Consider the following 26877-nt stretch of genomic DNA (forward strand, 5'->3'; position numbering starts at 1 on the left):
AATTAAGCCAGAGGTGTTGGCGCACTTCTGGCCTTTTCAATTAAGGCCTGCGAATAGAAGTAGAGTTATCTCATCACAGTTACCCTCCTCCCTTCCACTTTAAAATGGACCTTACCTGTTAATTCTATTACTTTTAAAACTGCGACAAGGCTTTTATCGCGTGATACCAGACCGCCAAGGGTCAGGTCACCAGGTGCGGTTTCATCAAAAACGATTTCCACATCATACCAGCGGGCAATCTTTCTCATGGTCGACTGAAAGTCTTCAGCTTTCAAATTTATTTCAGCACGCTGCCAGTCGGTAGCAGCCATAACATCTACCTCCTCCAGTTTCAGCTTCCCCTGATCGAGCTGAGATTGCTGACCAGGTTTTAACACGGCATTGCTGCCTTCGGAACTGCTAACTTCAACTGACCCCTGTAGCAAGGTGGTTTTTACCGACTGCTCATCGGGATAAGCTTTGAGGTTAAAATGCGTACCCAATACACGCAACAATTGCTTGCCGCTCTGCACATAAAAAGGCTGCCCATTACGATGGGATACCTCAAAATAGCCTTCACCGGTCAAAGTCACCCGCCGTTCAGCAACACCAGTAAAACTAGTTGGAAAGCGAAGTGATGAAGCCGCATTCAAATAAACATGCGTACCATCGGCAAGGATGACCTCGTATTTGCCACCTTTAGGTGTAGTAATGGTGTTGTAGCCATTACCTGAAGCACCTTTAGCCAGTTCATAACGCAATTGACCTTTTGCAGTCTTGCTGATGCGCAATCCTGGCGCCGGGCTGATCGTACCTACCATCGAATCTGTTAATGCAATTCGTTTTCCATCGGCCAGGGTTAAGTAGGCTTTATCGCCTCCAGCCGGGATATCATTTTTATAGGTTGAAGTATAAGTACCGAAAAAATTTAAGTGCTCATTGCCGTAATACAACAGTAGCGAAAGGAACAACAAGGCCGCAGCCGACCAATACCGCATGCTGGTGGTAAACAAAGATCTGCGTTTTGCTATTGGATTGATTACATTTACCTGCATCGATTCATCTAACTTCGAAAGGATGGCCTGTACCTGAGGAAGAGCGACATAACGTTCGTCATCTTTTTGAAGTTCAGTTCTGATCATTTGAACTAATTCCGCATCTGGCTCTGCATGCTCAAAATGATGCAACAATTCCTGCAACTCCTGCGGGTTACAGGAATTGTCTAGGTATTTTTGATAAAGTTTGGTGATATGGTTAAAGTTTTTCAAGATCTCTTTTTAACCAATACGTCTGAAAAGGAAAAAGTACTTAGTCTGAAATGAAAAAAAATCAATAATTAATTTTTAATCCCTATAATTGAAGAACCATTATCCTCTAAGATGACTATTCCGGCATCAAAATGATAACCAAAGGCAACTAAAATGAAAAACAATGAGCTTACAGAGGGAGATCTCAGCCTTTTATTAAAGAAAGGAGACAAAAATGCCTTTGCTCAGCTTTATGAACGCTACAAAAAGCCACTCACCGCTAATTTATTCAAATTACTCAAATCAGAAGCACTCACTTTAGATCTACTTCAGGATCTTTTCCTGAAAATATGGGAAAACCGCGAAAAGATTGATCCGGAAAAATCATTTCGTGCCTATCTCTTCCGTATCGCCGAGCACATGGTGTACGATTATTACCGTAAAGCAGCCCGGGATACCAAAATGCAGCTCAACATCATCCAAACCAGCACAGAACTCTATTCCTATATTGAAGAAGATTTGCTGATCAAAGAAAATTCTGACTTGCTCAGGGCAGCTGTGGCAATGATGCCACCACAGCGCCGACAAGTATTCACATTATGCAAACTGGAAGGTAAATCCTACAAAGAAGTAGAGCAGATTATGGGCATTGGTCCAAAAACGATAAACAGTCATTTGTTCCAGGCCAGCAAGTTCTTAAAGGAGCATTTCAGTAAAGATTCAGGACTTGCAGTTGCCATAATACTGGCCAGCCTGCTCATATAGCCCCTTTGACTATTTTGATTTTGCTTTTTCCTCTTTTTGATGTTCATCATAGGTTAGTTTCACTTCAAATTTATAGTCAGCCAGGTGATCTCCTTTTTTTGTATAACATTCTATTAAATACGGTCTTCCATAATAATAGTCTACATTGATTTCCCGTCCCGGATTGTTATCTCTTTTAAAACTCACGGAGGTGATTTTTTTCAGATACTTTCCAGCTGTATTTTTAGCAAACACAAAGATCTTGTCTTTCACAATCGCTTCGTTTACCATCACTTTGTTTCCGGAAACAGTGATGCCCGCAGGAAGTTTATTAACCGGATAACTTGACCTGGTGATGTCTGCAAGATTAACCTGGATCAATCCCTTTAAATATTTCGCTGGGGCAGGCAAACGGGCAGGATCATAATTTACGCTGGAACTGCCAAAGTCAACTATTGGGTTGGTGCCATTAAACTCGCCATTATTGTAGTCGATAGAGTCTTTAGGAATAGCTATTTGTTTTCCGTCCTTCTCCTCGAAAAAGGCGGCCTCTTTAACCCCATCATATCGGAACATATTATCAATAAAAAGGGAGCTGATCATCTCCGGATATTCAAAACTTACCTGCCATTTTTCTTTATCACCTGTTGATGAGGAAGATCTTATGGAAGTTTGATCAATCTTGATTTTACCAGGGAGTTCATCAGCAGACAACTCCATTTTAGCACTTAAAAGCTTGCTCACTGCAGGGTCGTAAGCTGTGGCAAAAGTAGGAATATCAAATACTTCCTGGTAAGGTGCGGTGCTGTTGTAAGCTCTTTCCTCTGCCTTAAATGAATAGACCGGCAACGAAAAGTTCTTTTTCCGAATCGTAGCTTTTGAATAATCCATGACGTAAACCACCACATCATCTACCGTGCCTTTAAAGTAAGCGGAATAGTATGACATATTTTTATGCTTTTCATCATACTTATGTTGCTCTTTGTCCAGATCCTTTTCTAAATTCGTTACCTTTTCAGGATTTTCTACAACCTCATTTAAAAGTTTTTTGTAAAAATCAAACATTTCGCCTGAACCGCTCGAAGATCCACTTTGGTGCAAAAACTTTTTCGTTTTGTCAGTTGCCAATATGGTTACTAAGTCCATTTTCTCGGTATCCACGGCAGGGTCTGTTTTATTAGGATTTTCAACCTCTATACTTACCGCATGCCCTTTAACTTTTGCTAGTTTCACTTTAATGCCATTCTGTTCTTTGGTGTCACCTGTTTCATTGCTGGCGAAAGTAAACTTTAAGATGGCTTTAGGGACTTGTGCTTCGACAGAGCCGTTTAGGAAAGCTGGTTTTGCTGAATAGGATTTTTCATCAGGATAAAGGATGTCGAATCCTTCCTCGTTATTCCAATTGGTTCTTACCACTTGTCTGTTGATGAGGGAGTCATTTTCATCCTCAATAATGTCTGTGCTGGAATTGTCGTTAAATTTCACACTTTTCCAGGATGCCTTTTGGGCAAATGGAAGCGCGTAGGGATAATGAAGTTTGAGTTCAACCTTATCGCCACGAGATTCGTCCTTTTCTACTATGATGCCATCTAAGTAATTATTCGCCAAATCGCTTGTAGAACCATAATCGTTGAGAATCACGAATGGATTTTCATCATATACCGTATCCTTTGGCGGACGTTCGTTCTCAAGGTCAATCTCCTGGAGCCAGAAAAGCATTCCTCCAAATTTTTTGGCTTGTTGTCTAAGACTGTCGTTTTTAATTGCCGCTACTTTCTTTTCAAAAGCAAGCTTTTCTTTCTTGAGGTCTTCCAGCTTTTCGTCAACTGACTTTGTACAGGAAATGAAAATTGTTGATGTGAGGGAGATGGTTAGAAGCGTAAACAGGACATTTTTGATCATATTATGAGGGTTATTTATTTAGCTACCACCCTGCAAATCCCCGGCCACAATGACATTTCGATGATTAATATGGTACGAATTGTCGTTGAATAACAGAAATCAACAATTTGAACTGACGTATAAAATATCGAGAGAATGATAAATACATAAGTTGAGACATATAAATAACAAAATCCTGAACCTTAAATCCTTCTGATGTATCATAAAAAAAATATTCAAAAAACTGGTGGATGGCTTTATTAGGCTGCGCATGGTGATCATTCTTTGCATACAAAATATAAACGGAGACCATTATTAAATGGGATTGCAATTGAATTTTGTAAATTAGCGGGTAAAGAATCTACAGATGTTCAGACACAAAGGGAAAGGCCGTACCTATTCCCATAATCTAAAACTAGCCTCGATCTTATCTACTGTGGCGGGGATTGTGAATATCTCCGGGGTTTTGTCTGTACATACCTTAACAACGAATGTAACCGGACATTTTGCGTTTTTCTCTGAACAGCTTTTCCTGGAGAACTATAATATGGCTTTTACCTATCTTTATTATATACTGTTTTTTTTATCCGGTGCCTTTGTATCAGGGCTGATTATGGAATGGGCATCAAAATACAGATCCCACAATTCTTATATTATCCCCATCTCTGTGGAAATCGGCATCATGCTTTCCATAAGTTTGACCTGCTTTTTAGCTCCTACGTGGTATCAGACGTATCCATCTGTTATCGCTTCGGCCTTATTATTTTCGATGGGACTGCAAAATGCATTGGTGACCAAGGTTTCTCAATCCGTTGTGAGAACCACTCACCTGACGGGACTCTTCACAGATTTAGGTATAGAACTTTCTCAATTATTGTTTTACAAAGAAAACGCTGTGCATAAATCAATACGCATGAGCATTTTCCTTAAAACCATGATCATAAGCGGATTCTTTTTAGGCGGAATGCTGGGTGGACTGGGATATCAGCATTTTCAGCTAAAAATACTATTACTTCCTGTTGTAATGCTGCTGGTTGCCCTATGGTATGACCGCCTGTTATTTCGTTATTACCATCTAAAAAGGAAGTTTAGCGATTCAACGTCAAAATAAAAATATTTTATGAATTGATTAATACCCTTGCCCTGCTAATTCTTAAAATCATGAGTGTATTTTTAAATTAAGTTCTAAAGTCTATCCTTTTACTGTTGGTTTCGACATAAAAATAGCTACGATGGATAAAAAGGCTTATAATGAATACTAAGATAAGGGCTATCCAATGGCTCAAGTTAGACTTGCTTGCACTGGAAGCGAATGTAAAAGCCAAAAACCCCCAGGCTAATGAAAACACAATCGAAAAAATGTAACGGAAAATTCTGAACCGAAAAAACAGCATCCCAATAGCGACAATACAAGTCAGGAAAATAGCAATGCCCATAATCCAATCCCAGCCATACTGTTTACACAGCCAATAAGCAGAAAATATCGAGATGCCAGCTATCTCAGTAAAAACAAGGGGGTATCTGCTTCTTTGTGTTACAGTATATCTTTCCATGCAATTAACAATATTTGGAGTTAACAAACTGATATTCAGTCAATATATTTACACTAAAATAGGAAATTATTGTAAATAATTCTTTATCAATGCCTATTTACTTCAAGCATACAAATTATTTTACCAGTTTTTGAATGCAACAGCGAAGATTTATATGATAAAAAATAAATCATCAAGCCAAAGCATGATCAACTATTGAAACAGATGAGCGCCCAATGTGATTTCACAATAATTGTAATTGAATAAACACCGTTTTTATATCAAATCTTTCGGTAAATTAGCGCTTACCATGGAATGGCTTGCTTGGTTAAGAACTAAAATAACCATATTTTTGTATATGCCTACAGTCTTTGAAATCTTCGGATACAGATTCTTTTTTTACAGTAATGAAAATAATGAGCCCATACACATACATGTAGAAAAAGGTGATGCAGAGGCTAAGATTTGGATGAATCCAATTTTAGAACAATATGCATACGGTTTCAAGCCTCGTGAACGTAAAGAAATTATGAGATTAGTAAAAGAACATAGTGATGAAATAATTAAAAGCTGGAATGAACACTTCAAAAAATAAAAATACAGAAAGTATTGTAAATAAAAAGTCTTCAGATCCGTTTGATAAGTTGATTTTTGAAAAAGGAATTCGCATTCAACAATTTATCATTAGCAAAGAACTAAACCTTATTGTTTTGCTTTTGACAAATAGTGCGGTAATTAAAGTTGCTTTAAAGCATTTTCCCAGAATAAAAAATGCAAATAAGAAAGAATTAGAAACGGTTGAAATAAGAGGTAATGGTATTGGCCTCCGCTGGAGTTTGATAGATGAAGACATTTCATTAAAAGGTCTGATCAAGGAAGTAGCAATAAATGAAGCACTGAATAGACTACAATCAAAAGACAATCAAGAACTTGCATTTGTATAATTGGTTTACTATTAAGTTATTATTTTCTTACAATCTTTTAATTTAGTTAAAAAAAGCGGCTTCTTATTTATGAAACCGCTTTGTGAGTGAATATTCTTTTTTAAATAAATAAACCGTTATTTAAAAATAAGCTTATTGAGTAACGATCTCTACTTTACCCCCATTTTTAAACAAATCGTGAGAAATAAAATAGCCCTGGTTTATTTTTCCATCTACTTTAATCTCTGTAATGCCCCTTCCCTTGCCAGGCTTGCTGATGGTTAATACTTTACCACTACTGGTTTTCCATTTTACCTCGTCAAAAAGTGGTGCGGTAACGATGTAAGTTGGATCGGTTGCAGAGAATGGATATAATCCCAACGAAGAAAACACATACCAGGCAGACATTTCGCCGGCATCATCCATTCCCGAAAGCGCCAAACCATCGCTTCCTATGCCATATAGTTCATTTAGTATTTTATCAATAATTTTTTGTGATTTTTCTGGCTTGCCAATAAAGGTATAAGCAAAAGGAGCTTCATGATCCGGCTGGTTGCCCTGGCAGTACTGACCAATCATGGTTTCAACATTACGGGCAATATATTTCGGATTCCAGGGTACAGTAAATAAGGAATCCAGTTTGGATTCGAAGCCTTTTGCACCACCATATAACTCAATTAAACCTTTCATATCATGGGGAGCATAAAACGAAACCTGCCAGGCATTGGCTTCTCTGTACATATACTCGTAATAAGGATATTGCGGATTAAAAGGTTTAATCCAATCGCCATTCTCTAATCTACCCCTCATAAACCGCGTAGCCGGATCGAACACATTTTTATAATTTTTAGACCGGCTCATCAGGACATGATAATTGCTGCTATCGCCTAATTTTTTAGCGATTTGGGCCAGCGAATAATCATCATAGGCATATTCCAGCGTTTTAGAAACCCCTGCCTTGGCTTTGGTTTCTACATGTGGATTTTTAACATCAGGGTCTGAAATATACCCTTTCTCGATATATTCTTTCACGAACGGGCGGGCACCACCATCCACATTGGCATTACGCAACAAAATCTGGTAGGTCCCTTTGATATCGAAATCATCTATTCCCCTCAAATACGCTCCCGCAATAGAAGAGGCACCATGGTCGCCATGAAAAAAAGTCGGAATAAAACCCGTTTTATCGCCAACGTCTTTCATGGACTTAATCACATCCAGTGTTACTTTAGGCGTAACCAAGCCTAAAAGCACATCTTTATTGCGGTAGGTATCCCAAAGCGATGGTTCAGTATAATAATTGAAATTTCCTTTTATCACATTACGTTTTGCATCTCTGAATTCACCATTAACATCACTCCTTAAAGCTGGCCATAAAAAAGACCGGTACAAGCAAGAATACAGCATTTGTTTTTGTTTCTCAGTTCCACCCTTAACCTGAATGTTTGATAAAAGCGCCTCCCATTTTTCTGTAGCCTCACGGCGGATCTGCATAAATGTTTTATTGCCGATTTCTTTTGCCAGATTTTCCTTAGCATTGGCTATACTCACAAACGATAAGCCGATCTTAAGTTCTACTGGTCCTGTACTTCCATCAGCTAAGTGAATAATGGCATAACCTGAGCGTTTGCCAACATCTGTTTGATCAAGTTTATCTATTTTGCCGTTTATAGTCGCATAAAAATAAACATTCTCACCACCCTGAAAGCCCTGTACAGCCGAAGAGCCAACCTGCTCGATATTCCAGGTAGAAACACCACTATTGGCTTTTCCAAGCAGAAATAGTATCTGCCGATCGTGATTGTTTTTATATTCATACTGATGAAATCCGGCTCTTAATGTTGAAGTAAGCCTGACGTTTACCTTATAATCATCCAAATAAACCTGGTAATAACCCGGCGCAGCACTTTCATTTTTGTGCAAAAACTTTGATTCAAACTTATCCCCTGGATTGGAAAGTGGTAATATAGGGATGTTACACAGGTTCCAGTGCCCTTTATTGGTGTGCGCAAAACCATAAATGGTATCGTCTTCGTACTCGTAGCCGGCGCCAGAGCCAAATTCCGTAACCGGACTTAATTGTACCATTGCATTAGGCAACGAGCTACCCGGAAAAGTTAAACCTGCCCACGATCGCCAGCCCTCTGGTAGTTCATAGCCTAAAATTTTCGGATCGGTTAAAGGCGCCGTGCCAATAAAAGTGTTTACGTATTGGGTTAGTTTGGTTTGGGCATGAGATTTTTGCAGGCTCACAACAACTACCATTAGGAGGATGGTTAAGGATTTGGTTAGCAATTTCATTTACATAAAACGTTTTAGTATTCTATCAAATATATAAAATCTATCAGTCCTATCCACAAAATATCAGAATAGTTACCATTCACATATTCTATCGGAAATTCGTCATCAGATAGCTATCGGATGCGAGGAGGCATGACAAAGCAATCTTATAACGGTCGCTACTTGCAATCGCTTTAGGATTGCCCCTTACCTCGCAATGACGTTTATGTAGTCAATGATATTCAGTATTATTTTTTTGACCATATAAGACATTTAAGACCATATAAGCTTACGTGTTCTTATATTTCTTATGGTGTGAAAGCCTAAAGGATTATTTAATGTACTAGATATTCTTACTATTTAAGGTGGTTAATTAAACAGCATAGTCTTTAATTTTTACGACCACCATAAACATCTTAGCTCTCTTGAGTTTTACAGGATGTAAAATCTTAAACCTAATAATTTAGAAAGCGCATATAGGACGTCATTCCTATTTTTTTCAGGCCACTTGACCTGATGGTTACTCGCAAATAAGACTTCTTGCAGTCTTTCAAATGTTTTAAAAATCGACTATCAATGATTTCAGCTTTATGAAGAAAATTCAAACCCAAAATGTTAAGATCTGGAGATATTATAGCAAATCGAATGCTTAAATAGTTGAATAATTTGCCAAATATCCGGATGCTTTATTTCCTGGCTTTCCGTGCCTCCTATTCTATTTTATATATCTTTGATTTACACACTAATCAAATAACCAACATGCTTTTAAATTACAGGCAATATATGGTTTGCACCGTGTTATCGTGCTTACTACTCCTCTGCTTCACTAACAGGCTCTTGGCCCAAAACAAAGAAACTGCTGCTTTTACTATGTGGGACAATAAACCAGCACAGAAATGGATGACAGAGGCCTATCCCATTGGCAACGGCCGCATTGGCGGGATGATTTTTGGCGGTGTTGATCAGGAACACATTCAGTTTAACGATAACACTTTGTGGACAGGTGATGAAAATGACCGGGGCACTTATCAGGCCTTTGGCGATCTGTTTATCGATTTCAATAATAAAAACCAGCCATTTACCAATTACAGCCGTAAACTGAATATCGATCATGCAGTACATGCCATTAATTACACACAAAACGGCACCCAATTTAAACGTGAGTATTTCTGCAGCTTTCCGGATAAAGTGATGGTGCTGCGTTTCACCGCTAACCAGAAAAAAGCTTATTCGGCCATCATTAGCCTAAAGGATGCACATGATGGTACTATAACAGCCAGCGGAAATACCATTCAAATCAGAGGTAAACTACCAAACGGCATGACTTACCAGGCTACTGCTGTAGTTAAAGTAGAAAACGGAAAACTTGAAGCGGTTAAAAATGGTGACAGCGAAAAATTAAAAATAATAGATGCAGATGCGATTACCCTGATTTTTACTGCAGCTACCAATTACATCAACAAACGAGAGCAAAACTGGAAAGGCGAAGAACCCGCGCCTAAAATTGAGCGGGTTTTAAATGCGGTTAAAGCTAAAAGTTACAATAAGCTTTTAAAAACACATCTCCAGGATTACGGCCATTTATATAACCGCCTTATCATAAACCTTGGAAACAGTAATGCCGATGCCCAAAAGCTGCCTACCTATCAGCGGCTGATCAATTATAAAAAGGTAGCCGACCCTGCACTCGAAGCTTTAATTTTCCAATACGGCCGGTATCTGTTAATCAGTTCATCAAGACCAGGTGGTTTACCGGCTAATTTGCAAGGGCTTTGGAACGAAAGTAATAACCCACCATGGGGCAGCGATTACCACTCGAACATTAACATCCAGATGAATTATTGGCTGGCTGAGCCGACCAATCTATCTGAGTGCCAGATTCCGTACCTGGATTATATTAACAGCATGAGAGAAGTGAGTGCTATAGCCACCCGCAAGCAATATCCCAATACCAGAGGCTGGACGGTAAAAACAGAGAACAATATTTTTGGTGGCATGAGTTTTCTATGGAACACCCCTGGAAGTGCCTGGTATGCACAGGCACTGTGGGAACACTACGCTTTTACAAAAGACAAAAATTATTTACAAAATTTTGCTTACCCGATTATAAAAGAAATCGCTGAGTTTTGGGATGATCATTTAAAAAGAAGACCTGACGGCACTTTGGTTTCGCCATTGGGCTGGTCGCCGGAACATGGCCCAACGGAAGACGGCGTAACACACGATCAGCAAATTGTGTTTGATCTGTTTACCAACTATATTGAAGCTGCGGAAGTTTTAGGTATTGATGCTGATTACAAAAAACATATTGCTGATTTAAAAGCACATTTATTAAAACCTAAAATCGGAAAATGGGGTCAGCTGCAGGAATGGGAAACTGATCGTGATGATCCAAAAGATCAGCACAGACATATCTCCCATCTTTTTGGACTGCACCCGGGAAGGGAAATCAGTACCATTAAAACGCCAGAACTGGCAAAAGCAGCGCGGGTAACCTTAACTGCCCGGGGGGATGAATCAACCGGCTGGTCGATGGCCTGGAAAATGAATTTTTGGGCACGTTTACAGGATGGAAACCATGCTTATAAAATCTTACAAAACTTTATCACGCCTGTTGGAGGCTCAGGTACCGATTATAACAAAGGCGGTGGCATTTATACCAATCTGTTCTGCGCACATCCACCCTTTCAAATTGACGGAAACTTTGGCTATACTGCAGGTATTTCGGAAATGTTGCTGCAAAGCCAAACTGGCGAATTACAGTTTTTACCAGCTTTACCTGATCAATGGGCAGCAGGAAGTATACAGGGATTAAGGGCACGTGGTAATTTCGAAATTACCGATTTGCAATGGAAGGATGGTAAAGTTGTGAAACTATCAATCAAATCCTTATCGGGTGAAGATTGTATTGTGAGGTCTCCCAATGCGTTAAAACATAAAGTTAAGGGCATTGATGAGCAAACATTAGGAAAGGACTTTAAATACAGTTTTAAAACGCAGGTTGGGAAAGTGTATCGTTTTGAAGGATAGCGCGGAGATCGGGTGATGATTTATAGGATTGAATTAGAGAATGATTGAATCACATGTTGGATATAAATTAGCCCATTCTATCATTCAAAACCCACTCATTCAATCATTCCCTTTAAAACATTCCTTTGCAAATTTCCGTTTTATCATAAAAGAAATGCCATGAGTACATCCAATAAGATAATAACCGAACATAATGCCAAAGCTGTGGTGCTTGATTTTATCAATGCCTTAAATGCCGAAAACTTTGAAATGGCCAGAGCACAACTGCAGGATGATATGACTTTTAAAGGTGTGATGGGCGAAAGAAGTGGCGCTGATATTTATATCGAAGACATGAAGAAAATGAAATTCAAATACAATGTTAAAAAGGTATTTGTAGATCAGGAAGAAGTTTGCCTTTGGTATGATATTAACATGGGTGAAAAAACAATCTTTTCAAGCGGCTGGTACAAACTGGAAGACGAGAAGATTAAATCGTTCCAGGTAATATTCGATCCGAGGCCAATTTTATAAGATTTATTTATGTATGTAACTGTCATTCTGAGGGATAATTTATTTTATAAAATCAATATGACCGTATCGTCATTTCGACCGCAGTGGAGAAATCTTTTTACATAGTTCAAGGATTTCTCCATTTCGCTGCGCTTCAGTCGAAATGACGGCGATTTTTTAAATCTGTCATTGATAACTGAGCTTCAGGATCTTTAGTGGTTTTAAATACCAATAGATTTTTATGTTCTATTACGTTTCATCTAATAACTATCGACCAAAATGACCGGTTGCAACAACCATTAGCAAACCTGCTTAAGCTTCTTAACAATAATGTGGTTATCTTCCAATTGAAAAAGAAACATTAAAAACTCATCCGTTTCACTGATTTCAATGCTTTTAACGGCGCCAGATTGGCCCTTTCCATCCGTTATAACCTCTCCTACCTTAATTTCTAAAAGTGTTGATGTTGGCAAACTATCGTTAACAGCGATCATTTTTGTGAAGGTAAGCGCAAAGTAAAACAGGTTTGTTCAGGCGTAGAAGATACATCAAGGGTACCATCATGTGCGCTGGCAATTTCTGAGGCAATGTAAAGGCCTAAACCCAGGCCTTTCTGATTGGGTTCTACCTCACCTCTCGAAAAAGGCTGAAATAGGCGCTCCATAGCAGCTGCTGGTATTTGTTTGCCCTTATTCGCTACGCAAAGATTAAACTCTTCGGTATTGCTAAATGCGGTAATTTCTACGGCAGAATCTGATGGTGAATAATTTAAAGCGTTAGCCAGCAAATTAGAAAAAAGCTGCGCAATACGTTTCCCGTCCGCATGAACAGGATGATCAAAATTAAAGTTTACCTTAATAGCTCTTGATGGCCAAATGGCCTGTAACTCTTCGACCACCTGGAGCAGCAACTTTTCTAAATCTTCATCTGGTGTTTTAGTAATGGTAATGCCCTCGCCTAATCTTCCGCTGGCAAAATCGAGCATGTTCTCAATCAAACCATTCATCCTAAAAGAAGAATCTTTTATAATTTTAGTGATACGGCCACTGCGTTCATCTACATTCAAACGCGATAAAAGCTGCGCACTGTTTGAAATTGCATTTAGTGGATTTCGTAAATCGTGACCCAAAATGGCAATAAACTGATCTCTTAAAACAGCTATCTCTTGTTCTTTTTTTAATTCTCTCTCTGTTTTCGCAAGTTCTTCCAGTGCGTCTAAATGAAAGGCAATTAAGTCGGCAAACATGGTAAACATACCTGTAACCGTTGGATTTTTTAGTTTAGCAGGTTTAGGATCAATGGCACAAAGTGTACCGAAAAACATACCATTTTTTAACTTGATGGGTACTGAAATGTAACTCTGAAAACCATACATTAACGGCGTATGGTGATGTGCAAAATCTGGATCTTCTGCCACATGGTCAATGATAACTGCCTGTTGATGCTGCCTGATCTCGTTACAGATGGTTGTTTCCAGTTTAAGTTCGCCTCCCACAGCTAACCCGAAATTTATTTCATCACGAACAGCACAAATAGTCCATGTATCTGATGTTACCCTGGCCACTGCCGAAAAGCCCATTCCTGTGGTTCTACAAACAATTTCTAAAATATGTGCAACTGCAGGAATCTTACTTATAGATTCGATATCGTTAAGGATGGTTTTACTAGAATTTTGCAACACTAAAGGCTATAATTTTCAAGCAATTTACAAATATTTACGTGATGCAAAAAACAGTAACCGGTGTTTTAACACAGCTTTTACATAGATTGATTGCTTTATTCCTAATTTGCGTAGAAAGTCGCGAATTAACATCAAATTTTAAAGATAAAACAAAACCGTATTGATTAGAATTGAACAGAATATAAAAACCAGTCAATAACACCAATCAATACGGTCGGCTATATTAAGCTTTTAATAAAGCTGGTTTCTCATGATAAGTTTTCCAAAGCAGTTCACCAAATAAGGTGTTAGACCAGGCAAACCAGGCCCTGGTAAAGTTTGCAGGATTGTCTTTATTAAAAGCTTCGTGCATGAAACCTTTGCCAGCGTGCGTTTTACGCAAAGTATCTATACAATATTTAATCTCTGCATCATCTTTCGAAGTTAAGGCACGCATGGTAATGCTCATCGGCCAGATCATGTCCTGACCAACATGCGGACCACCAATGCCTTCTCCAGCTGTACCTTTAAAGAAGTAAGGATTATCTTTTGAAAGCGCAAATTTTCTTGTATTTTGATAAATCGGATCTTCAATTTTCATAGCACCCAGATAAGGTAAACCCAATAAACTTGGTACGTTCGAATCATCCATTAAATACGAACTCCCAAAACCATCTATCTCAAAGGCGTAAATTTTGCCATATTTCGGGTGATTTACAACAGCATGTTTTTGAAGCGCAGCATTTACCTCATCGGCAAGATTTAACAAGTTACTTTCTAATGTTTTATCGCTGTTTAGGGCCTTAATCATTTCTGCTGCCTGCTTTAAGCTTGATACGGCAAAGAAATTAGAAGGAACAAGGAAAGGAAAAATGGTGGCATCATCACTCGGACGGAAGGCTGAACAGATTAAGCCAACCGGATTTACCGGAAAACCATAACCCGCCATTGGTAACGAATCTGTAGGTTTTGTAGTTTCTCTTTGGAAATGGTATGGGCCTTTATCTGTTTTGCGCTGTTGCTCTTTAAAAGTTTTTAAAGTGGCTTCAATTCCTTTTTTCCAGTCGGCATCGAATGGTGTTTTATCACCTGTTTTTTTCCAGTAGTGGTAAGCCAAACGGATAGGGTAACACAGAGAGTCGATTTCCCACTTGCGTTCGTGTACACCCGGTTGCATAGCGGTTTCATCAGTTTTCCACTCGCCTACTTTGTTGACATCGCCATAAAAAGCATTCGCATAAGGATCTTTTAAAATGCATTTGGTTTGGTGGATAATTACACCGGCAATCAGTTTTTTTAGCGGCTCGTCTTCATTTACAAATTGAAGGTAAGGCCAAACCTGAGCAGAACTATCTCGTAGCCACATGGCATCAATATCTCCAGTAATTACATAAGTATCTGGTCTGCCGTTTTTTTCTGAATGATAAACCGTCGTATCTAAGGTATTTGGGAAACAGTTTTCGAACAGCCAGGCCAATTCAGGGTTTTTAACATTTGCCTGGAAAGTTTTAATGGCGGCATCTACAGCTTTACTTTGAAAATGTCGTTTCGCGGCAGCTACACGTACCACAGGAAATTCTGGTGCAAGATCGGCAGCAAAAGAAAATTTCGATGCAACAACTCCTGCCCCTAACAAGCCTGTGTTTTGTATAAATGTTCTTCTTTTCATTATGATGTATTATGATATTTTGGTTTAATTTTTATGGAACGGAACGCATTCTATTATCAATCATATAAATGGTAATGATAACATATTATTCGGTTAGTCCTTAACAAATATTATGATAATTTTTCGAACATCAAAATCATGATGATCAATTAAACCATTCCTAAATCGATTTTCTTATACAGTATATGGAAATAGATTCAGTTCACATTCTGATGTCCTAAGGTAATCAAGTATATCTGTAAAAATAATTCTGAATGCTTATATTTAAACATCCAAACCTATTTTTATGAATGCTGATCACGTGCCCCTATCAAAGCGAATTTTATCCATCGATATATTACGTGGGTTAGTGATGATCATTATGGCGCTGGATCATACGAGAGATTTCTTTCATATCAGTGCCATGACAGGCGATCCACTAAATCCTGAAACCACTACGGGATTGTTATTTTTTACCCGTTGGATTACCCATTTCTGTGCACCAACCTTTGTTTTTTTGTCTGGATTATCGGCATATCTGTCAGCCCAAAACAAAACACCAGCTCAGGCAAGTTCATTTTTATTAAAACGGGGTTTATGGTTAATCCTGATAGAAATTATTGTGATCACATTCGGGTTAACCTTTAATCCATCATATAATTTTATTATTCTTCAGGTGATCTGGGCTATTGGCACCAGTATGATAATCCTCGGATTGACCAGTCGTATTTCTTATAAAACTGTGCTCATAGCTGGCCTGATATTGGTTTTTGGACATAATCTTTTCAATTTATTCCCTGCTCCAGCAGACTCAAATGGTGGCTTGATCTTAAAAATATTTTTCACAGCGTCGGGAACTATTTTGCCGGTTTCCAGTACTCATCTTGTTGGTGTATTTTATGCCATCCTGCCCTGGACAGGTGTGATGTTTGTGGGTTATGGAGTTGGTGCATGGTATAAAAAAGGCTACGCTGCCGAGCGCAGACAGCGCAATTTATTAATTGTGGGTTTGCTCACGATCTTCGTATTTATCTCCCTGAGGTTGATCAATATATATGGCGATCCTACTCCGCGAAAAGAATATCACGACTTTTTTAAGAATTTGCTTGCCTTTTTTAATGTAAGCAAATATCCACCATCGTTACAGTATACCGCCATGACTTTAGGTCCGGCTATGTTATTTTTGGCTTTCACCGAAAACCTGAATAACTGGTTTACCAGGATAACTTCGGTGTATGGCGCGGTGCCTTTCTTTTATTATGTACTGCACTTTTATATGTTGCATATCCTACTTGTAATTGTATTTTTTGCCACAGGGTACACAAGTAAGGAGATTGTACAAATTCCGTTCTGGTTTAGGCCGGCTACATTTGGTTTTGATTTGCCAATAGTGTATTTAATATGGTTTTGTGTAGTAGCAACCTTGTATTTACCCTGTAGATGGTTTAAACGGTACAAAGAAAACCACAAAAAGTGGTGGTTAAGGTATGTTTAACAAAGAGCGTCTATCATAAAGGAGATTTCACCTCAGATAATAAAGTTTGTTTTAATAACAGATTGTCATTCTGAACAGTTGGTCGTCATTCCCGCGCAGGCGGGAATCTTAATGCAAGTAGCTTTACGATTCCCTATCAACCAAATAGCTATCGGATTGGGAATGAATAACCCCATATTAAAGATTTCTCCATTCCGTTGCACTTCAGTCGAAATGACGCCTCCCCCGAACAAAAACGAATTTACCGATCCCGATTTAACCAATACACGTTGATAAGCCGGTAATGTTAAATCATCAACAACTATTCCTCTGGTAGTGCTGGCGTGCACAAAAAAACCATTATTGAGGTAAACCCCAACATGATCTACATCATTGCCGCCAAAAGAGAAAAACACCAGATCTCCTTCCTTTAAATTATCAATGTTTTTACGCTTTACCACATTGGCCTGCTCACGCGAAATACGCGGAAGCGTAACCCCGTAAATTTCTTTTTCCAGTAAAAATGCAAATCCAGAACAATCAATCCCGCCTTTATCCAATCCGCCAAACCGGTACCTCACCCCTGTCCAATCGGTGATGAAACGATAGAGCTGTTTGCTTTGTAAATTTGCCATAGCATCAGCAGCTTTCGAAGCTTTTGTATCACTTTTAACCGTATATTTTCTTGTTCCGCAAGAAGTTATGATGATTGAGAGAACTAAAATTAAAAAAAAGGAATATTTAGTTTTTATCATAATTTTAATTCTTTTGATCGCACATTCATATAGATGTTTACAATACTAACATCTGTGTTCATCCTTTTTATCTGTGGTTAATTCTTTATTAACCGCTGTATTTCGTCTAATTTTAACAGCGCCTCGACAGGTGTTAACGCGTTTACATCCAAATTATTGAGTGTATCGCGGATTTTCACCAAAACAGGATCATCAATCGCGAACATCTGCAACTGGTAAGCCTGGTTCTGTACTTTTTTAATGCTGTCTTTGATGCTTTGTCCTTCTGTACGGTCTATTTCCAGTTTCTTCAGGATCTCATTGGCCCGACCGATTAGTTTTGTTGGCATGCCGGCCATTTTTGCTACATGTATCCCAAAACTATGTTCACTGCCACCAGGAATCAGTTTCCTCAAAAAGATCACCTTATTGGTCATTTCTTTTACCGATACATTAAAGTTTTTAATGCGCGGCATGGTATTGGCCAGTTCGTTTAGCTCATGGTAGTGTGTAGCGAATAAGGTTTTTGGTCGCGCTGTTGGGTGCTGATGCAAAAACTCGGCAATAGCCCAGGCAATTGAAATGCCATCATAGGTGCTCGTTCCACGGCCAATCTCATCAAGTAAGATTAAACTATCATCCGAAATATTGTTCAGGATACTGGCCGTTTCATTCATTTCGACCATGAATGTACTTTCTCCTGAAGAGATATTGTCAGATGCCCCTACACGGGTAAAAATCTTATCTACAATACCCACTTCTGCATCCTTGGCAGGAACGAAGGAACCCATTTGCGCCATCAGTACAATCAGCGCGGTTTGCCTTAAAATGGCCGACTTACCCGCCATGTTGGGACCAGTAATCATAATAATCTGCTGACTCTCAGTATCAAGGTATACATCATTCGTAATGTATTCTTGCCCCACCGGCAGTTGTTTTTCAATTACCGGGTGGCGCCCGCCTTTAATGTCAAGCACCTTATTCTCGGTAACTTTGGGTTTGTTATAGTGGTTTTTAACAGCCAGCTGTGCGAAACACAATAAACAATCGAGCTGTGCAATTAAAAATGAATCAAGTTGGATCGGTTTAATGTAACTGGCTGTTTCGTACATCAGTTCGTTATATAAACGGATTTCAATAGCCTGGATCTTTTCTTCCGCACCTAAAATCTGATCTTCATATTCTTTAAGTTCAGGCGTAATGTAGCGCTCTGCATTTACCAGTGTTTGTTTACGGATCCAGCCTTCTGGTACTTTATCCTTATGGGTATGGGTAACTTCTAAATAGTAACCAAAAACATTATTAAAAGCAATTTTTAAGGATGGAATACCTGTTGCCTCTGCTTCGCGTTTCTGGATCTGCACCAGGTAATCTTTACCACCAAAGGCAATTTTACGTAAGCGGTCTAAATCTTCGTCAATTCCATCCGCAATTACATTTCCTTTAATCAGCAATGCAGGTGGCTCGGGCTGTAATTCCCTTTCAATCCTCTCGCGGATGGCCAAACATGGATTTAACTGATCTGCTATTTTAATCAGGAAAGGATTTTTAGAATCAGCGGCCAGTTTTTTAACCGCCTCAATATGATAAAGCGCACGTTTTAAGGCAACCAGTTCCCTTGGCCCTACACGTTGCAGGCCTACTTTAGAAATGAGTCGTTCTAAATCGCCAATCTGTTTAATGTTATTTAGAAATTCGCCTTGTAGTTCCTCATGTTTTACAAAATACTCCACCATCCCCAGTCGTTCCTGGATTGGTTTCAATTCTTTTAATGGCATAATGATCCATTTCTGCAACAAACGGGCACCCATTGGCGTACAGGTATGATCCAGAATGTCGAACAAGGTTACCGCATTATCATTAGGTGAATTCACCAATTCCAGGTTACGAATGGTGAAACGGTCTAACCACATGTAACGGTCTTCCTCAATACGGCCAATCGAACTGATATGTTGCAGATTACGGTGTTCAGTTTCGCCCAGGTAGTGTAAAATCACACCAGCTGCTACAATTCCACTCTGTAAACGTTCTACTCCAAAACCTTTTAACGATGAAACTTCAAAGTGTTTCATCAGGGTTTCGTTCCCGAAATCGGTGGTAAAAGGCCATTCATCTAAACCAAAAGTGTAAAAACGGTCGCCGAAGTTTTCGGTAAAAACCTGTCTTTTAGATTTCTGAAAAATAACCTCTGTTGGTTTAAAGCCTTGTAAGAGTTTATCAATATAATCGCTGTTACCTTGTGCAATTAGAAATTCGCCTGTTGAAATATCTAAAAATGAAACGCCCAGCTGTGTTTTATCAAAGAAAACGCAGGCAAGGAAATTATTCGATTTTTGGTTTACAATATTATCGCCATAAGCTACACCAGGGGTAACCAACTCGGTTACACCACGTTTAACAATGGTTTTTGTCGTTTTAGGATCCTCGAGTTGATCGCATATCGCTACACGCTGACCAGCCCTAACCAGTTTAGAAAGGTAATTATCTAACGAGTGATGCGGAAAACCAGCCAGCTCCAATGCACCGCCATTGGCCCTGTACCCCTTCTGGTGAGTACAATGCCTAAAATCTGTGCCGTTTTAATGGCATCTTCGCCAAAGGTTTCATAAAAATCGCCAACCCTAAATAGTAAAAGTGCACCCGGATACTTCGCTTTAATTGCGTTGTATTGCTGCATTAACGGGGTTTCTTTATTCGTGTCTTTAGCCAAAACTGAAATTAATTTACAAAAGCCATAAAGATAACACGAATAAGTATTTTACAACTGTTTTGTTGAAAAGTTAAAAAAAAATTGGTTTTTTAACCGGTTAACTGTTTAAATCGGTTAATCGTAGGATTTCACAGTTAACCAATTTATAAATGTTATAACCCAGTTGTATATTATTTACTTCATCAACAATTGACCAATTTACGTTTAACCATGATTTGGAAATGAAGGGTTCTGTGCATTTCGGGTTATACAGTCCTGTTATCCGCTTTACTTCGTTACACTCGTGTTCGCTCCTACCAGGTTTAGGTACAATGGTCTGTTATAACCCAGTTGTATATTATTTTACTTCCATCAACAATTGACCAATTTACAGTTAACCATGATTTGGAAATGAAAGGTTCTGCGCATTTCGGGTTATACAGTCCTGTTATCCGCTTTACTTCGTTACACTCGTGTTCGCTTCTACCAGTTTTAGGTACAATGGTCTGTCATAACCCAGTTGTATAAATTAACACTAATTAAAAACGTTTCTTACAGTTGTGTGTTACGTTTATATAATTTAACCTAATATTTTTAATTATGACGATCCAACTGAATACCGACAAAAATTTAACCATACACCAGGAATACGATGAAAAAATCCAAACCCAGTTAAGTGAGGGTTTGAGCAGATACAGCGATTTAATTACGCGTTTAGAAGTTCATCTGTCTGATGAAAACGGCAGTAAAGATGGTTTAGACGATAAAAGATGTTTGTTGGAGGCCAGGATTACTGGTAAAGAACCTTTAGCCGTTACCAATATGGGCAACACCTACGATTTAGCCATTGCAGGCGCTTTAACCAAATTAAAAAGTGCTTTAGAAAAAGTGGCTGGAAAAATGAAGGCACATTAAATCCATTCGTCACCCTGAATTTAGTTCAGGGTCTATCGAACAAAATATTTTTATAATAAAAAAGCAATCTGATCAGATTGCTTTTTTATTATTATAACGTTGTCGTTTATCTCTATTGTTAAACAGAGTTTAACATTTACTTTTTAGAAATTCAAATTTAGTACCTGCTACAGCGTTCCTAAACATGGCATCATTTTCCTCATCAACCGTGCTTATATGAATATTACCTTCTTTGCAAATTGAACCGATCATAGTTTGAAATTCATCAGTAAAATAAACATATTGAACAATACCATTTTTACTTACCAAATCCGAAAGGTGCTTAACAAACTGAACCATATTTTGCTTATTTAGGATTAAGCCCCCTTTAAAATCCTTACCTATATCTTCATTTTTGAGAAATTCCATCCCCTTTTTAAAGTTTTTATATTTTTCTTCCCTAAATCTCCATGCTAACTTTTCATCTCCCAAGAATATAAAACAATCTGATTTTATCCCGTCTAAAAGATGATTGAGTTCTTTCCCTAGTGCTTGAGTATGTTTTTTATTAGTTTTTGATGTTATGGTTAAAATATAATTGGCGAAGGTTTCCGGATAGAAATAATCATAATCTTCAATTTTTTCATTAAAATTCCTCTGCGGAAATATTGGATATTTAGCAAGGCATTCCTTCCTTTTAATCTTTTTAATCACCTTATAGCTGTTTTTTAAACCAGCTGCTCAATATACCCTAAAAACAGTTTTAAAGCTCTCTTTCTGTCATCGGTAACCTCAAACTGAAGTTTGTGGTATAGATAATCTTCCAGATCGAAATTCAATACCTCCGGTAACTCTTGCAAAACTTCTTTTCTATGATCAAGGCCAAATTTTAAAGCGGCATTAAATTCATCTTTAAAGTCCTTTGAAATTTCTTTGTTTGCCACCCAGGCAGCATACATAAAAGGTAAACCGGTAAAATTTTTCCACTCCTCACCCATATCATAAGCGTAAGCAAAATCGTCTTTTTTACCAAATGTCCTGTCTCCTATTAAAACAAAGGCATCTGTTTTTGCAGTTGCATCAGTCGTAAACTCCACTTCTTTTTTCCAATAGAATTTTAGTAAAACTTTGGCTAAATTGTTTGATGTACGCGAGTGGGCATCTAGTCTTACCGTTTTAATTTCCTGGGCAGGAACTTCACTAAAGATGAATACAGAGTTTACACCTCCATCACTTCCGATACAATAATCGGCCACAATATTGGCATTTGGAACCAGGGGAATAGCTGCAACAGGCATTAAGCCGATATCAGCCTGACCGTTAATTACTTTAGCTGCACAATCAGAAGGGATATCTAAACTTAAATCAATTTTATTTATGATGTCAGAATGTTCTAGTCCGTATATAAAAGCTTTAGTGTTGGTGTAAGCAACAGCAGATATTTTAATCTTATTCAAAGTATTATGTTTTGCGCTTCACGTTTGGCGTTAAGCGTATTATTAAATTACTAAACCGTCTAAATGGACGGCCTCCGCCATGGTTAGTGTCCTCACGAACAATTACTTATTTCGTTTCGTGGAGACACGAAACGGGGCCGTTTATTCCCCAATTACTAAACCGTCTAAATGTATTGCGCTGTTAAATTCGAGCACGGTAAATTTCCCATCTTCAAAACCCATTTTATAAAGTACGGTGTTCTGGTGTGGGAATTCGGTCATCAAGCTTAATGGTTTGCCTAATAATAAGCAAAGAAAAACCCGCATTGCTCTACCATGCATGCAAAGTAAAACCGTCTTTTCTTCAGGTCTCGTCATTAAAACTTCCATGGGTTGTTTCAAACGCTCGTAAACATCCTGCACGCTTTCGCCACCTTCAAAATGAGCCGTATAATCTCCATCTTCCCAGCTTTGCAACATCTCACGGAAAGCCTCACGCGCATCTTCAGTATTCGGTTTTCCTTCCCAAACACCCCAGGCCAACTCATCTAATCCCGAAAGCTTTTCCCAGGGTAATTTAGCATCAATAAACTTCTGAACAGTTTGCCAGGTACGTTTTAAATCAGAAGTGTAAATCTTATCAAAAGGAATATCCTTATATTTTTGATAAAAAGCCTCTGCCTGTGCCCTTCCCAAATCATTTAAGTCAGAATTTATACCTCTGCCCTGTACTATGCCTTGTCTGTTAAGTTCCGTTTCGCCGTGGCGTATGATGTATATTTCTTTCATCTAATTAATTATTGAATGAGAGATTTTTGAGTGATTGAATGTTTAATTTAACGCTTAATATCTATCATTCACTCATTCTATCATTCTATTATTCCGTCATTCTATCACTAATTCACCACAGGTAATTTATAATATTGCGGTTTCTTCTCTTCCTCAAAAACAACATGCTCGAAATCCGTAACCACATTATATAAAGTATCGCGCTCTATTGCTTTTCTGCCTACTTGTTTGATCAAATTCACCAATTCTTTAGTACTCATTGCAGGTGTTTGTTCTTCAGCTCCTGCCATTGAATATATTTTGGTGGTATCATCCAAAGTACCGTCGATATCATCCACACCATAATTTAAGGACAACTGCGCTGTTTCGCGACTGATCATCGCCCAATACGCTTTAATGTGATCAAAGTTATCCATATAGATACGGGCAATGGCATAGTTTCTTAAATCTTCAATTACTGACGATTCGGGCACATTGCTCATCTGGTTATGCTGATTTCTGAATTTTAATGGAATAAAAGTCTGGAAACCACCCGTACGATCCTGTAGTTCACGGAGTTTCTCCATGTGGTCTACGCGGTGCCAGTATTTTTCGATATGTCCATAAAGCATGGTCGCATTACTGCGCATGCCCAGTTTGTGCCATTCTTCATGTATATCCAGCCATTGCTGCCCGGTACATTTATCTTTAGCAATCTGTTCTCTGATTTCAGGGTGAAAAATCTCTGCCCCACCACCCGGTATTGATTCCAATCCGGCTTCTTTCATCAAACGCATACCTGTTGCGTAATCGATTTTAGCTTTTTTGAAAATATAGTGGTACTCAACAGGCGTTAATGCTTTAACATGCAGATCTGGACGGTGTTGTTTAATAGCCGTGAATAAGGCCGAATAAAATGCCACATCGTATTGTGGAAGCACGCCCCCAACAATATGTACCTCCGTTACCGGTTCACCATCGTATTTTTTAACGATATCTAGCATTTGCTCCATCGTTAAAGCCCAGCCTTCTTCTTTTTGTTTGATTAAACGAGAGTAGGAGCAAAACTTGCAGTCGTAAACACAAAGATTGGTTGGTTCTAAGTGAAAGTTTCGGTTGAAATAAGTTTTATCACCGTGTCTTTTTTCACGGATGTAATTTGCGAGGACACCCAGGTAACCTAGTTCGGCATGTTCGTAAAGATGCACACCTTCCTCAAATGTAATCCGTTCTCCGTGAAGAACTTTGTGTGCTATGTTTTGTAATTCAGTTGATAAATTGGTATCAGCTAATATTTTTTCAACTTGCTCAGTTGTATTCATTCCTGATTTATTTTGAACAAAAATACAATAATGAGGCGATTTGAAAATCATTTTCTTGTAACAAACCGTGATTTTTGAATCTCAATCTTAATAATTAACCACAGATGAACACTGATAAACACAGATATTGATTGCTTTTATTTTTGTAAAATCTCCTAGCATCGTCATCTCGACTGGAACGCAGTGGAATGGAGAGATCTATCTTTATAGATTTCTCGACTTCGTTGCAATCGCTCGAAATGACGACACTTTAGAGGAAACTATAAAGATAGATCAGTAACGGTTACAAAAAAAGCACCTCTTTTCAGAAGTGCTCTTATTATGTTTTTCAAAGGTAGATGAAATTATCTTGCAGCAGGCGTAAAGGTTAATACGATGTTTGCAGTTTTACCACCAAATTCGATTGGCGATTTTAAGATCATTTGTGTGCTGGAAAGGTCAGTTAATACTAAACGGTAACCTTCTGTTACGTTTTTAGCTTTATCACCTTCAAAGATTTTTTTGAACTGGAAAGTCTGGTCTTTAGGTGCAGCCGACCAGAAGATAGTCTGCATTACCGAACCACAAGCACTTGATGCTGGTAAAGTGTAAGAACCATTACCGCTATTGGTTAAGTTCCATGTACTTCCCTGGAAACACTTGTACGATTTCTCTCCAAATAATCCCTGAACAGCGCCATCAGGCAATCCTTCTAAAGCTACATTACTCACCACCCATTCGCGAACAACTGTACCTCTGCTACCTGTTACGCCTGCAGTTACTCTTTTTGCAGTATTACAACTTTGTAACATTACTAAAGTAGAACATGCTATTGCGATAGCTATAAATAATCTTTTCATTTTTTGTTTAATTAAATTTCGACAAACTTGTTACATAAATCTTGCCAAAACCATTACGAACCTTAAATTAGCGCCAAATTATTAAATTGCTTCCCGATATCATTTTGATCAAAACTAATTATTATGAAACCCGAAACCCTTGCTATTCACGCTTCTAATCTCGTAAAAAGTGCTACAGGTGATGTTACGCCGCCAATTAATCTATCCACTACTTTTTTTCGTGGCGAAGATGGTGGTTATCCCGGTGGGCACATGTATAGCAGGGTAAGTAATCCAAACCGGTCTGCTCTAGAAAACACTGTCGCTAAATTAGAATATGGCGAAGATGCAGCTGCTTTTTCTTCGGGTAATACCTGCGGACTGGCCATGTTCCAGGCTTTAAAACCGGGTAGCCATATTATTGCACCGGATGACATGTACTGGGGAATTAAAAAACAGCTGCTAACCATTTTTAATGAAAGTCTGGAATTTGATTTTGTTGATCAAACGGATTTGAACCTGATAGAAAGCAGCATTAAACCCAATACGCAGTTAATCTGGATTGAAACGCCATCAAACCCTTTGCTAAAGGTTACAGATATTGAAGAAATTGCCAGAATTGCTAAAGCAAAAAATATCACCCTGGTTTGCGACAGCACCTTTGCCTCTCCAATTTTACAGAATCCAATATTATTGGGTGCCGATATAGTAATGCACAGCAGCACCAAATATTTAGGAGGCCATAGTGATGTGCTTGGTGGGATTTTAATTACGTCCAAAAAAGATGAATTATGGGAGCGCATCAAAAACATACAACAAACTGGTGGTACGGTACCCTCTCCTTTCGATTGCTTTTTATTAACCAGAAGCATTAAAACCCTGGCCTACCGCATGAAAGGCCATTGCGAAAACGGAAAAAAAGTAGCCGACTATTTAAACGGGCATCCAAATGTTGAAGCTGTATTTTATCCTGGGTTGGAAAGTCACCCACAACATGAAATTGCCAAAAAACAGATGAAAGATTTTGGCGGGATGATGTCATTCCTGGTTAAGGGCGATGCTGAAGCCGCTCATAAAGTGGCAAATAAAGTTCAGCTATTTGCACAGGCAACCAGTTTAGGTGGTGTAGAGAGTTTGATTGAACACCGTTATTCAGTAGAAGGACCGGATAGTAAAACACCCAAAAATTTACTCCGCATTTCAGTAGGCTTAGAGCATGTAGACGATATTATCGCCGATTTAGCGCAGGCGTTGGGTTAAAGTATAAAACCTATGAGGTCTTTAAGACCTTATAGGTTTCTAGTTATTTCGAACCTTTGTTGCTAA

The 26877-nt window shown here is 38.6% G+C and carries 21 protein-coding genes and 1 pseudogene; 9 read left to right on the top strand and 13 right to left on the bottom strand.

Annotated features, from left to right (window positions below; genetic code table 11):
* Positions 1-65 precede the first annotated feature (65 nt).
* Positions 66-1247: a FecR family protein gene (locus tag ACUN24_RS18970; protein WP_445563925.1), complete on the bottom strand. Its 1182-nt coding sequence runs from the start codon at positions 1245-1247 to the stop codon at positions 66-68.
* Positions 1248-1400: 153 nt separating this feature from the next.
* Between ACUN24_RS18970 and ACUN24_RS18975 the strand changes: the two genes are divergently transcribed.
* Positions 1401-1991 (top strand): RNA polymerase sigma factor, encoded by a 591-nt coding sequence (locus ACUN24_RS18975; protein ID WP_445563926.1) that lies wholly within the window; start codon positions 1401-1403, stop codon positions 1989-1991.
* A 9-nt stretch (positions 1992-2000) separates the two neighbouring features.
* Here the strand turns inward: ACUN24_RS18975 and ACUN24_RS18980 are convergent, their stop codons facing one another.
* Positions 2001-3872 carry a hypothetical protein gene (locus ACUN24_RS18980; protein ID WP_445563927.1) on the bottom strand — a complete coding sequence of 624 codons (1872 nt, stop codon included), beginning with the start codon at positions 3870-3872 and terminating at the stop codon, positions 2001-2003.
* A 346-nt stretch (positions 3873-4218) separates the two neighbouring features.
* On the opposite strand from ACUN24_RS18980, the gene ACUN24_RS18985 reads away from it, so the two are divergent.
* The 3 genes from ACUN24_RS18985 to ACUN24_RS18995 all read left to right on the top strand — a co-directional run bounded on the left by ACUN24_RS18985 (position 4219) and on the right by ACUN24_RS18995 (position 6327).
* Entirely contained in the window at positions 4219-4962 is a 744-nt protein-coding gene (locus tag ACUN24_RS18985; protein WP_445563928.1) for a YoaK family protein, read from the top strand.
* Between the two features lie 731 nt (positions 4963-5693).
* Complete coding sequence (locus ACUN24_RS18990; protein WP_445563929.1) at positions 5694-5978, top strand: DUF4160 domain-containing protein; 285 nt, start codon at positions 5694-5696, stop codon at positions 5976-5978.
* The gene (locus tag ACUN24_RS18995; RefSeq protein WP_445563930.1) at positions 5959-6327 is read left to right on the top strand and encodes a DUF2442 domain-containing protein; all 369 of its coding nucleotides are present in this window, start codon (positions 5959-5961) and stop codon (positions 6325-6327) included. Before ACUN24_RS18990 ends, ACUN24_RS18995 begins: the two co-directional genes overlap by 20 nt.
* A gap of 132 nt (positions 6328-6459) precedes the next feature.
* On the opposite strand, the gene ACUN24_RS19000 is transcribed toward ACUN24_RS18995, so the two are convergent.
* On the bottom strand, positions 6460-8607 hold the full coding sequence (locus tag ACUN24_RS19000) for a GH92 family glycosyl hydrolase (protein WP_445563931.1): 2148 nt from the start codon (positions 8605-8607) through the stop codon (positions 6460-6462).
* A gap of 816 nt (positions 8608-9423) precedes the next feature.
* Between ACUN24_RS19000 and ACUN24_RS19005 the strand changes: the two genes are divergently transcribed.
* Positions 9424-11616, top strand: coding sequence for a glycosyl hydrolase family 95 catalytic domain-containing protein (locus ACUN24_RS19005; RefSeq protein ID WP_445563932.1), 2193 nt, complete (start codon positions 9424-9426; stop codon positions 11614-11616).
* A gap of 159 nt (positions 11617-11775) precedes the next feature.
* Entirely contained in the window at positions 11776-12129 is a 354-nt protein-coding gene (locus ACUN24_RS19010) for a nuclear transport factor 2 family protein (protein WP_445563933.1), read from the top strand.
* 278 nt (positions 12130-12407) lie between these two features.
* On the opposite strand, the gene ACUN24_RS19015 is transcribed toward ACUN24_RS19010, so the two are convergent.
* From ACUN24_RS19015 to ACUN24_RS19025, 3 genes are all read right to left on the bottom strand, one after another.
* Positions 12408-12602 carry a hypothetical protein gene (locus ACUN24_RS19015; RefSeq protein WP_445563934.1) on the bottom strand — a complete coding sequence of 65 codons (195 nt, stop codon included), beginning with the start codon at positions 12600-12602 and terminating at the stop codon, positions 12408-12410.
* On the bottom strand, positions 12599-13789 hold the full coding sequence (locus ACUN24_RS19020; protein WP_445563935.1) for a GAF domain-containing sensor histidine kinase: 1191 nt from the start codon (positions 13787-13789) through the stop codon (positions 12599-12601). Before ACUN24_RS19020 ends, ACUN24_RS19015 begins: the two co-directional genes overlap by 4 nt.
* 223 nt (positions 13790-14012) lie before the next feature.
* Positions 14013-15437, bottom strand: a complete 1425-nt coding sequence (locus ACUN24_RS19025; protein WP_445563936.1) for a glycoside hydrolase family 125 protein — start codon at positions 15435-15437, stop codon at positions 14013-14015.
* Positions 15438-15723: 286 nt separating this feature from the next.
* Between ACUN24_RS19025 and ACUN24_RS19030 the strand changes: the two genes are divergently transcribed.
* Positions 15724-16911, top strand: coding sequence for a DUF1624 domain-containing protein (locus ACUN24_RS19030; RefSeq protein ID WP_445563937.1), 1188 nt, complete (start codon positions 15724-15726; stop codon positions 16909-16911).
* A 65-nt stretch (positions 16912-16976) separates the two neighbouring features.
* Here ACUN24_RS19030 and ACUN24_RS19035 read toward each other — a convergent pair whose 3' ends face one another.
* Positions 16977-17645 (bottom strand): C40 family peptidase, encoded by a 669-nt coding sequence (locus tag ACUN24_RS19035; protein ID WP_445563938.1) that lies wholly within the window; start codon positions 17643-17645, stop codon positions 16977-16979.
* Positions 17646-17722: 77 nt separating this feature from the next.
* Positions 17723-20334 (bottom strand): annotated as a pseudogene (gene mutS, locus ACUN24_RS19040) (DNA mismatch repair protein MutS).
* A 579-nt stretch (positions 20335-20913) separates the two neighbouring features.
* Between mutS and ACUN24_RS19045 the strand changes: the two are divergent.
* Positions 20914-21228 (top strand): HPF/RaiA family ribosome-associated protein, encoded by a 315-nt coding sequence (locus ACUN24_RS19045; RefSeq protein ID WP_445563939.1) that lies wholly within the window; start codon positions 20914-20916, stop codon positions 21226-21228.
* Positions 21229-21357: 129 nt separating this feature from the next.
* Here the strand turns inward: ACUN24_RS19045 and ACUN24_RS19050 are convergent, their stop codons facing one another.
* From ACUN24_RS19050 to ACUN24_RS19070, 5 genes are all read right to left on the bottom strand, one after another.
* Entirely contained in the window at positions 21358-21921 is a 564-nt protein-coding gene (locus tag ACUN24_RS19050; protein WP_445563940.1) for a hypothetical protein, read from the bottom strand.
* Positions 21922-21935: 14 nt separating this feature from the next.
* Complete coding sequence (locus ACUN24_RS19055) at positions 21936-22664, bottom strand: menaquinone biosynthetic enzyme MqnA/MqnD family protein (RefSeq protein WP_445563941.1); 729 nt, start codon at positions 22662-22664, stop codon at positions 21936-21938.
* A gap of 141 nt (positions 22665-22805) precedes the next feature.
* Entirely contained in the window at positions 22806-23432 is a 627-nt protein-coding gene (locus ACUN24_RS19060) for a histidine phosphatase family protein (RefSeq protein WP_445563942.1), read from the bottom strand.
* A 107-nt stretch (positions 23433-23539) separates the two neighbouring features.
* Positions 23540-24733 (bottom strand): aminofutalosine synthase MqnE, encoded by a 1194-nt coding sequence (mqnE, locus tag ACUN24_RS19065; protein WP_445563943.1) that lies wholly within the window; start codon positions 24731-24733, stop codon positions 23540-23542.
* 344 nt (positions 24734-25077) lie between these two features.
* Positions 25078-25572, bottom strand: coding sequence for a hypothetical protein (locus ACUN24_RS19070; protein ID WP_244095151.1), 495 nt, complete (start codon positions 25570-25572; stop codon positions 25078-25080).
* Between the two features lie 123 nt (positions 25573-25695).
* Between ACUN24_RS19070 and ACUN24_RS19075 the strand changes: the two genes are divergently transcribed.
* Positions 25696-26811, top strand: coding sequence for a trans-sulfuration enzyme family protein (locus ACUN24_RS19075; protein WP_445563944.1), 1116 nt, complete (start codon positions 25696-25698; stop codon positions 26809-26811).
* Positions 26812-26877 lie beyond the last annotated feature (66 nt).

It is taken from the genome of Pedobacter sp. WC2501 (genome assembly GCF_052682415.1).

What these genes read in the sequence shown, in the direction of transcription:
- ACUN24_RS18990 (WP_445563929.1), top strand. Translation starts at nt 5,694, where the DNA reads ATGGAATGGCTTGCTTGGTTAAGAACTAAAATAACCATATTTTTGTAT.
- ACUN24_RS19035 (WP_445563938.1), bottom strand. Translation starts at nt 17,645, where the DNA reads ATGATAAAAACTAAATATTCCTTTTTTTTAATTTTAGTTCTCTCAATC.
- ACUN24_RS18995 (WP_445563930.1), top strand. Translation starts at nt 5,959, where the DNA reads ATGAACACTTCAAAAAATAAAAATACAGAAAGTATTGTAAATAAAAAG.
- ACUN24_RS19025 (WP_445563936.1), bottom strand. Translation starts at nt 15,437, where the DNA reads ATGAAAAGAAGAACATTTATACAAAACACAGGCTTGTTAGGGGCAGGA.
- ACUN24_RS18980 (WP_445563927.1), bottom strand. Translation starts at nt 3,872, where the DNA reads ATGATCAAAAATGTCCTGTTTACGCTTCTAACCATCTCCCTCACATCA.
- ACUN24_RS19015 (WP_445563934.1), bottom strand. Translation starts at nt 12,602, where the DNA reads ATGATCGCTGTTAACGATAGTTTGCCAACATCAACACTTTTAGAAATT.
- ACUN24_RS19060 (WP_445563942.1), bottom strand. Translation starts at nt 23,432, where the DNA reads ATGAAAGAAATATACATCATACGCCACGGCGAAACGGAACTTAACAGA.
- ACUN24_RS19045 (WP_445563939.1), top strand. Translation starts at nt 20,914, where the DNA reads ATGACGATCCAACTGAATACCGACAAAAATTTAACCATACACCAGGAA.
- ACUN24_RS18985 (WP_445563928.1), top strand. Translation starts at nt 4,219, where the DNA reads ATGTTCAGACACAAAGGGAAAGGCCGTACCTATTCCCATAATCTAAAA.
- ACUN24_RS19070 (WP_244095151.1), bottom strand. Translation starts at nt 25,572, where the DNA reads ATGAAAAGATTATTTATAGCTATCGCAATAGCATGTTCTACTTTAGTA.
- ACUN24_RS19030 (WP_445563937.1), top strand. Translation starts at nt 15,724, where the DNA reads ATGAATGCTGATCACGTGCCCCTATCAAAGCGAATTTTATCCATCGAT.
- mqnE (WP_445563943.1), bottom strand. Translation starts at nt 24,733, where the DNA reads ATGAATACAACTGAGCAAGTTGAAAAAATATTAGCTGATACCAATTTA.
- ACUN24_RS18975 (WP_445563926.1), top strand. Translation starts at nt 1,401, where the DNA reads ATGAAAAACAATGAGCTTACAGAGGGAGATCTCAGCCTTTTATTAAAG.
- ACUN24_RS19000 (WP_445563931.1), bottom strand. Translation starts at nt 8,607, where the DNA reads ATGAAATTGCTAACCAAATCCTTAACCATCCTCCTAATGGTAGTTGTT.
- ACUN24_RS19010 (WP_445563933.1), top strand. Translation starts at nt 11,776, where the DNA reads ATGAGTACATCCAATAAGATAATAACCGAACATAATGCCAAAGCTGTG.
- ACUN24_RS19075 (WP_445563944.1), top strand. Translation starts at nt 25,696, where the DNA reads ATGAAACCCGAAACCCTTGCTATTCACGCTTCTAATCTCGTAAAAAGT.